At 61.7% G+C, this 7,810-nt stretch carries 5 protein-coding genes and 2 pseudogenes; 4 read left to right on the top strand and 3 right to left on the bottom strand.

The genetic code is table 11. The features are described from left to right. Nucleotides 1–263: pseudogene (locus C563_RS0113680) on the bottom strand (hypothetical protein); the annotation flags it as partial. A 212-nt stretch (nt 264–475) separates the two neighbouring features. Between C563_RS0113680 and C563_RS0113670 the strand changes: the two are divergent. The 3 genes from C563_RS0113670 to C563_RS0113660 all read left to right on the top strand — a co-directional run bounded on the left by C563_RS0113670 (nt 476) and on the right by C563_RS0113660 (nt 3,162). Then, nucleotides 476–1,636: an alkaline phosphatase family protein gene (locus C563_RS0113670; RefSeq protein WP_231369893.1), complete on the top strand. Its 1,161-nt coding sequence runs from the start codon at nt 476–478 to the stop codon at nt 1,634–1,636. A gap of 216 nt (nt 1,637–1,852) precedes the next feature. Beyond that, nucleotides 1,853–2,488: a PAS and ANTAR domain-containing protein gene (locus tag C563_RS0113665; protein WP_043424213.1), complete on the top strand. Its 636-nt coding sequence runs from the start codon at nt 1,853–1,855 to the stop codon at nt 2,486–2,488. Nucleotides 2,489–2,907: 419 nt separating this feature from the next. Further along, the gene (locus tag C563_RS0113660; protein ID WP_155845180.1) at nt 2,908–3,162 is read left to right on the top strand and encodes a hypothetical protein; all 255 of its coding nucleotides are present in this window, start codon (nt 2,908–2,910) and stop codon (nt 3,160–3,162) included. Nucleotides 3,163–3,439: 277 nt separating this feature from the next. Here the strand turns inward: C563_RS0113660 and C563_RS21330 are convergent. Further along, nucleotides 3,440–4,567 (bottom strand): annotated as a pseudogene (locus C563_RS21330) (IS30 family transposase); the annotation flags it as partial. A gap of 694 nt (nt 4,568–5,261) precedes the next feature. After that, complete coding sequence (locus C563_RS0113645; RefSeq protein ID WP_026264821.1) at nt 5,262–5,651, bottom strand: DUF7793 family protein; 390 nt, start codon at nt 5,649–5,651, stop codon at nt 5,262–5,264. 1,184 nt (nt 5,652–6,835) lie between these two features. Here C563_RS0113645 and C563_RS0113640 point away from each other — a divergent pair. Further along, nucleotides 6,836–7,777: a ParA family protein gene (locus C563_RS0113640; protein ID WP_026264820.1), complete on the top strand. Its 942-nt coding sequence runs from the start codon at nt 6,836–6,838 to the stop codon at nt 7,775–7,777. Nucleotides 7,778–7,810: the final 33 nt, after the last annotated feature.

The raw sequence follows: 7,810 nt of genomic DNA, 5'->3' as shown, positions 1-7,810 counted from the left end.
TCGTAGGCGGCGGAGCCGTCGTCCTCGGTGGTCATGGAATCGACCGTGGCGCCTGCGTTGGCGGCCAGCACGGCGGCCTTGACCTTGTCCGCGGTGTCACCCGTGAGGGCGGTTTCGTTTCCATGACCGGCACCGGCCGTGCTGGACGGGCTTGGCGTCGTAGTGGCAGCGTTTGCGGGCAGTGCGGCGGCAGTGAGGGCGCCGCCTCCGAGCAGGGCACCGACGAGGCCGGCACCTGCGGCGATTTTCCGGACGTTGTTCACGGGTTTCTCCTTGTTGGTTCCACTCCGGATTTCGAAGTTATTCCTAGCGTGGGCGGTGACACTGTCACGGCCCTTTCTTGTTGCTGTGCTCCGGCTGTGACTGCTGCGGGCCTTGCGCTTCGCGAACGCGGCTGCGGCCCGAGGGCCGGAATTTGCGGGTTACAAAACTGTCCTCGGTGTGCAATTTCATGGCGATCTCCCAGCGAATACCCATGGTGCTGCAGAGGGGCATCTGGGACATTGTCTCCACGGGGAACCGGAGGGAGAACGGAATGGTCCGCGGACGCCGAGTCACCACCAGCAGGAACCGCCGACGCGGGACGCCCTTGCTGTTGTGGGCGGCCTTGGTTCTCGCCGGTCTGGTCCTGACGGGTTGCACACCGGGGCAGCCCACTACCGCGCCATCGCGGCCGGGCGTTCCGGGGCATGTTTTTGTGATCAACCTGGAAAACCAAGGGTACGACCGGGTGTTCGGGAAGGGGTCCGCGGCACCGTACCTGTCCGGTACGCTGCGGTCCCAGGGGGTGCTGCTGACCCAGTACTACGGCATCGCCCATGACTCGCTGCCGAATTACCTGGCCCAGATCTCCGGGCAGCCACCTAATGACAGCACTACCCATGATTGCCACACCTTCAGCGCGTTCGTCCCCACCGGCTCCGACAGCCAGGGACGCCTGACGGGCGACGGGTGCGTATACCCGGCCAGTGTCCCCACCCTCGCAGGGCAACTGACCGCGGCCGGGAAAACGTGGAAGGCCTACATGGAGGACATGCCCTCGCCCTGCCTGCATCCCGCCGTCGGCGCCGAAGACAGCCTCCACAAGAGCGCCAATGACCAGTACGCCACCCGGCACAACCCCTTCGTCTACTTCCGCTCCATCACCGATTCCGGGGACTGCGCCCGGAACGACGTGAACTACACCCAACTGGCCAAGGACCTCGGTTCCGTGGCCACGACCCCCAACCTGGCCTACATCACCCCCAACGTCTGCCACGACGGCCACGACAACCCCTGCGCCGACGGAACCCCGGGAGGGCTGGCAGCAGCAGACCAATGGCTCCGCACCGCGGTCCCACCAATCCTGGCCTCCCCGGCGTTCAAACAGGACGGGATGCTCATCATCACCTTCGATGAAGCCGACGAGGGCCGCGCCGGCCCCTCAACACCACTGCCCGGCGGAACCGCGGGCGGACAGATCGGCACCCTGGTTCTTTCCCCCTACAGCACCCCGGGCGGCACCTCCGCCCAGCCCTACAACCACTACAGCCTGCTGGCCACGATCGAGGACTTTTTCTCCCTGCCCCGCCTCGGCACAGCATCAGAACCGGGCATAACCACCTTCGGACCCGACGTCTACACAACCCACACCTAACCGGCCAACCCACCTCCCAGCAGGCCCCCGCACAGCCAGGTCCCTGCACCGCCGCTGCCGTTCCGGGGTGACGGAGTTCTCCTGCCAGCCCGGGCTCTTCAACTCATGTCCTGTTACCGCGGGCACACCATGCCGATAATAGAAGCCGGGCTACCGGCAAGGGGAGATGTCTTTTGATTGCCGAGGGCATTCTAAAGACATGGAGATGTGCTGCTGATGACGGCGGAGCTGGACACCTATCTGTTCCCCCTGATGGCGAAGGGCGCCTGCCCGGCGGGAACCCTCGACCTCGAGCTGGCGTCAGGGCACATGAGCTGGTCCGAAGGACTCTATAAAATCCTTGGTTTCCGCCCCGGCGAGGTCGTACCCACCCTTGAAGTGTTGATGGCCCACCAGCACGCTGATGACCGCAAACCGTTCAAGCACCTCCTGCAGGGCCTGGCCGAAAACGGTGGTCAGATCGCCCTGCTGCACAGGATCATCGACAGCCGGGGCAGGCAACGCCAGGTTTTCTCCTCCCTCCACGCCACGCTTGATCAGTCCGGCAGACCCGAACGCGCGACAGGCTTCATGGTTGACCTGACCCGCACCATGCACGAAGAGTCACGCCAGGCCGCCGATGAAGCCATTCAAGGAGCATTCGCCCACAGAGCCGTCATTGAGCAAGCCAAGGGGATCCTCCGCGGACTGCTTCTAATCAGCGCCGAGGAAGCCTTCGAAATTCTCGCCGCCCACAGCCAGCACACCAACACCAAGCTCCACGCAGTAGCTGCCGCCGTCATCGATGCCATGGACAACGGCAGCGCCGCCCAGTTACTGAACGGATGGTCAACGGCCAGACCCCTGCCGTAGGGCCCCTTGAGCAGAAAAACCTGGGGCCACGCCGACGTTACGTTAATACCCATTTGCTCAGCTCTTGCGTGTGCCAGAAAAAATGCATGCCGTCATGGCGGGTCCAAAACTCCGAGGGAGAGATTAGGTAGCCCTCCCCCGCGGTCTGACGGCCATGGAGCCTTACGATTAATCAAGGTTTCATGCTGTTCCCGGGTGGAGGTTTCCGGGTTTGGATGTGGCCGGCGTCGTGAGGGTCCTGTTGAGAATAGTTCTTTGGAGACTCCAGGGCCCACCCCCAGCCGGCGCCGGCCACTTGGGGGACGATCAAGCCTCCGAGAGGATCCATTGCATGTCTTAGAGCTGCCCCGGATCCACCTGTTCATGAGCGGGTCTTTCGGCCGTAGTCCATGGCTGTCATGCCTGTCACGCTTTGCGCTATGCCTTACGTCCTTGAATATGCCACGAGCACCGGTGCCGGGCGCGTCACCATGCATGGCATGGACTTCACTGACGTCCTGCCCAAGGCGAAAAAGGTATTGCGCGGCCTGGACTGCACCAGGGCTGTCCTGCGGCATTCAGCAGACACGCTCCAGGTTTTCGGACGCGGCTCCATTCTGGCGGCCTACACACAAGAAGGCGGATGGGTTTGCGCGGTGTCCCAGCAGGACCAAATCTGTTCCCGGCAGAGGTGACTCACATTCCGCTGCTTGTTGGACCTAGAGTCCTGGGAGAACAAGAGTTTTTCGTGGCTCCTGCACGGGTTTAGAAGTCCAGGACAAGTTCGAATTCCTCGGGAGGCTGTCCGGTTAGGGCAGCAGCGGCCGAACACACGGCGCCCGGGATGTCTTCCAGCGTCCGCGCATGGGCGGTCAATTCCGGCATCTGCACCGCCTGTCGGTGACGGTCGAAAAGTGAGCCATTGTGACGGCGGCGGAGTTCAGCGGTCGTTGCAACGATTTGTGGTTCTGTCGACGGTGAGACCAGTCTAGTCAGGTGTTCCAAAGGGCTTTGCCATCCGAGGATTTCACGTGGTCGCTGATTGAGTTCGGCGGCGACCATGGCCAGGTGTTCGCGGGTGTGGACGCTGAGATCTGTTCCCTTCGGAAAGTACTGGCGGAGCAGGCCGTTGGTGTTCTCGTTGGATCCGCGTTGCCAGGGGCTGGCTGGGTCGCAGAAGTACACAGGGATGAGTGTTTGCCGTGTGAAGTCCTGGTGGCAGGCCATCTCAGTGCCCTGATCCCAGGTCAGAGATCGGCGTAGATGGGCCGGTAGCGGTCCCATCGCTTCGGCCAGTCGATCGCGCAGATTCTCAGCTCCACGGTTACCGGCCAGGTGTAGGAGGACGATGAAGCGCGTGGTCCGTTCGACCAGAGTGCCGATGGCAGAGCGGCCTCCCTTTCCAATGATTAGGTCCCCTTCCCAATGCCCTGGTACTAATCTGCCGATCGCATCTGCCGGCCGGTCTCGGATCATGACCATGTCGGGGAAGCGCCTGGTTCGGTGTTCCTTCCGACGACGCGGCCGGCGACCGGTCCGTCCGGTGCGCAGGGCTGCTGCTGGATCCACGGCCAAATCCAGGCTTCCGCGCCCGTACAGGGCTTGGTAGACGGTCTCCGGGACAACGTGCATTTCCGGTTGTCCAGGGAAAACGGCGCGCAAGCGGTTGCTGATCTGACGGGGACTCCAGCGCTGTTTCAGGTGTTCCCGCACGAACTGCTGCAGAACTGGGTTAGATGCGATCTTTCCCGTCCGCTGGCGGCTCCGTCGACGCTCGGCACTGCCCTGGGCCGTGCGAGGACGGTAGTTGCCGGAGGGCTCGTGAATGTTCCGGCGGATTTCGCGGCTCACTGTCGATGGACTGCGCCCGAGCTCTGTGGCGATAGCGCGAATGCTCCGCCCTGCATGCAGGAGGTCCGCGATCGTGATCCGTTCCGACTCCGAGAGGAACCGGGCGGAGATAGCCGCCGGCCTATGATGCGAGATGGGCGCAACCTTCTTGATATCTCCGGACTTCAGAACAACCGTGTGGCCATGCCGCCATCGCGTCCCCGAGCTGCGGCTGATTCCCACAATCCTGCAGGCCTCAGAGTTGCCCATTCCCTGTTTCATCAGCTGATCATAGTGAGCCCGAGCGGCGTTCTTTGGACGGGCGCCCCGGGACTTTCTTGCTCTCTTCATCTCTGCCAATTGCAACTCCTAAAAGCTCAGGTGTTGCAACGACCACTAGACGCCAAGCCCGCGAAATGGCTCACTTTTCGACCATCGCTGACACCGCCTTGGCCGTAAAGATCCCGTCGGCGGCCCTGGAGATGTAAACGTTCAGCTGCAAGCGGTTCACCCTCCCTTTGCCGTTGCAACCCTACCGCGCCGTCGGTGTACGCACAGGTAACAAGCCAAGTGGCAGTAGGCCAGCGCCCGAAAGCACCAGGACGCGGTCCCCCCAGGATCCTCCGCCGACACACGACTCCAGGTAGCGGCGGGCATTGACGCGGGGAGGTTCCCAGTGCGTCGGTGACGATCCTGCACCAGCACAACCCGACCTTGCCTGCTAATCAGGACCAAGCCCCTGCAGGCAAAAGCCGCCATTTCCCGCCTGCTAACAGGCGTCTTAACTGACGCTTCCCGATGAGGACGGGCCACCAATTATCCCCGACGCAATGCCTGTTCGATGACGTACCTGGGCGTACACGCGCGACCGGGCCCTGGCCCTGGCCGGCAGTGCGTGAATCACTTCGCCGTCAAATCAGGGACCGCCGCAGTTGTCTCTCTGTCCCACCCCGGAACGATGAAGCTAATGAGCCGATGCCCCAGAAACCTGTCCCAGCCAGTTCATCGCCTCAGACCGCGACGTGAAGAACCTTGTCGGGCAGGGCGGGATATGGACACCAAGGAAGAAGTTGGCCAACACCCGGTCAACAGGGCTGGCACCAAGAAGCGCAATCCGAGAAGCCGCGCACGGGATCGAAAAGACAGCCCGCGCCGCCCGGGTCACCGACGAGGTCGTGGCCATATCCACCAGCATGGGGTACTCCCCGCCGTCGGCAACCTCATTCACAGCTGCCATTGCCGCCCGAGCATCCGTTTCCTCGATCCTCACACCCGAAGCCCACGACAGGTGGATAACCCCCGTCGATTCCAGGCTCACCACACCCTTTCCACCTTCAACCTTCAGCGGTTCCATCTGCATCCCCGAACTACACGTGTGAAAAGACCTCTATATCGTGCATTAGACAACACGATCTGCCTACAGATCCTTCCAGGACACCCAAAAACGCCGCTATTGACGTACCCGTCTTTTGATGCCCAGGCAGCGACAAGATCCGCCCCCAATTCATCTGCCCCATAAAAGCGCCATCAGAAACGGTCGTATTTGACCTGCCTTTCGCAGCGCAGCGCTGTTGGCCGCGGCCGCCGCTGTTGTGGCGAGCGTGGTCCATCAAGGGAAATGCTGCTCGCGGAGCCCTCCCGTGCACATACGCACGCTCACGAGCCACTTCGGGCCCCCGGCTATCGGGCTGCAGGAGCACCTCCGGGATCAATCCCGCAAAATGACGAGGTGACCGCTAAATGAATTAGTCGCTTTGCCAACGGAGCCTGTTCTGAGGACAAAAAGTTGTCACTAGGGAAGGTGCGCCGCTTACCGATCAAAGCGGAGCGTCATCTGACACGGTCGTGACTGGAACTTCGACGAGCGAGTAATTGCCACTCACGGTTAACGAATGTGGCTGGTTGCGGCCTGCTTCGGCGGCTAAGCAACCGGATTAGCACAAGCGGGTTAATTGGGCCTCTCCCCTGCCCCGTCACGGCCTCTGCATATGCCACTAGCGGGGGCTACGCAAGGCTCATCCGTATTCCTGTTGGTATCTGCGTGCGAGGCTCGTCTCTCGACTAGCATCTTTCATGCCATAATCTATGCCATACGTCCTATTGGACACCACAGGGTACCAGTAGCTTGGGCTACCGCCATTAGTATTGTGGTCGACGGTGCATGAACATCTATATAAGTACACGCCTTGTTTCTCGTGGCTAACCACGCCCTTATTGATATTTTGGATCCAACTGTTATGCACGTTGACACACACATTGATACACCCACGATCCGGACTGCCTCAAGCGAGGCGATACGTCGAACTATGAATCGAGCCTGAGCCACAATGTGGCCTCCCATGGGCCTTGTCACTGGGGCACACGTAGACACCCACGCCTGACATTCAGCCGCATGTGTGACATGGCTTCCCATGGATGGATCCACACGACAAATTGTGTTGTCTCATATGCGTGTCAATGCCATCGTTCCCGGAGGAGTGCACATAGCGTGGAACGCAGGACAATATGCCCCCCACAAAGTAGGAGAGTTACCGGTCGATGGCACGATCTCTGCAAACCCCCGTACCGCCGAAACCTCAGGCAACGCGCGCCATTGACCGTGTGGTCTCCCTGGCAAACGGCAAGGGTGGGGTGGGCAAGACCACAACAGCAGCCAATGTTGGCGGGTATGTGGCCCTGGCTGGCTCCCGCGTGCTACTGATCGACCTTGACCCCCAGGGCGACCTGGCTCGCGACCTCGGATATGAGCGCCAAACGGGCAGGGAATTTTTTCAGGCCCTCATCACCGGCACGACGCCGATGATCCTGCGTGACGTGCGGGACAACCTGGACGTCATCCCTGGTGGTCAGGATTTGGAAGACATCCAGGGCCTTATGGTGTCCCGCTCCAGCCGCTCCGACGCCGGCGACTTCGGTGACATGCTTTACGCCGTCCTGGCCCCGTTGGCAGACGATTACGACTTGATCCTGATCGACACCCCGCCGGGGGAGCGGATTCTCGTGGAGGGCGCCTTTGCCATCTCCAGCGCCGTCGTCATTCCTACCCGCTCCGATGATGCGAGTATCGACGGAGTCGAACGCATCGCCCGCCGCTTCATGGCGGTCCGCGACCGGAACCCATCGCTGCAATTGGCGGGGATCGTCCTTTTCGGCGTTGGACCGCGCTCCCTTCGCTTGGAACGCAGCGTGCGAGAAACTCTGGAAGAGATGCTCGGCACCGTCGCCCCGGTCTTCGAAACCCGCATCAGGAACCTAGAGAGCGCAAGCGCCGACGCCCGTCGCAAGGGCCTGCTCTTCCACGAACTCGAAGGTGCCGTTACCGACGCTCAGAAGAACCGCCTGAAGGCGCTCCGAGCGGGAGAGAAGCCGGCAGACGGCTTCTTTTCACGCAACGCCGGCGGACTGGCTGAAGAGTACGAGCAGTTAACCGCCGAGATCCTCGCCCGACTGAACGAGATCGAAAGCGGGAACCAGGCATGAGCGGCCGGCAGAGTCTGGCCGGGGCATTCGCAC

This window comes from Arthrobacter sp. 135MFCol5.1, from assembly GCF_000374865.1.
GTDB lineage: Bacteria > Actinomycetota > Actinomycetes > Actinomycetales > Micrococcaceae > Arthrobacter.
The sequence above is the reverse complement of the archived record's forward strand: the minus strand, read 5'-3'. Positions and strand labels throughout refer to the sequence as shown.

What these genes read in the sequence shown, in the direction of transcription:
- C563_RS0113660 (WP_155845180.1), top strand. Translation starts at nt 2,908, where the DNA reads ATGCCTTACGTCCTTGAATATGCCACGAGCACCGGTGCCGGGCGCGTC.
- C563_RS0113640 (WP_026264820.1), top strand. Translation starts at nt 6,836, where the DNA reads ATGGCACGATCTCTGCAAACCCCCGTACCGCCGAAACCTCAGGCAACG.
- C563_RS0113645 (WP_026264821.1), bottom strand. Translation starts at nt 5,651, where the DNA reads ATGGAACCGCTGAAGGTTGAAGGTGGAAAGGGTGTGGTGAGCCTGGAA.
- C563_RS0113665 (WP_043424213.1), top strand. Translation starts at nt 1,853, where the DNA reads ATGACGGCGGAGCTGGACACCTATCTGTTCCCCCTGATGGCGAAGGGC.
- C563_RS0113670 (WP_231369893.1), top strand. Translation starts at nt 476, where the DNA reads ATGGTGCTGCAGAGGGGCATCTGGGACATTGTCTCCACGGGGAACCGG.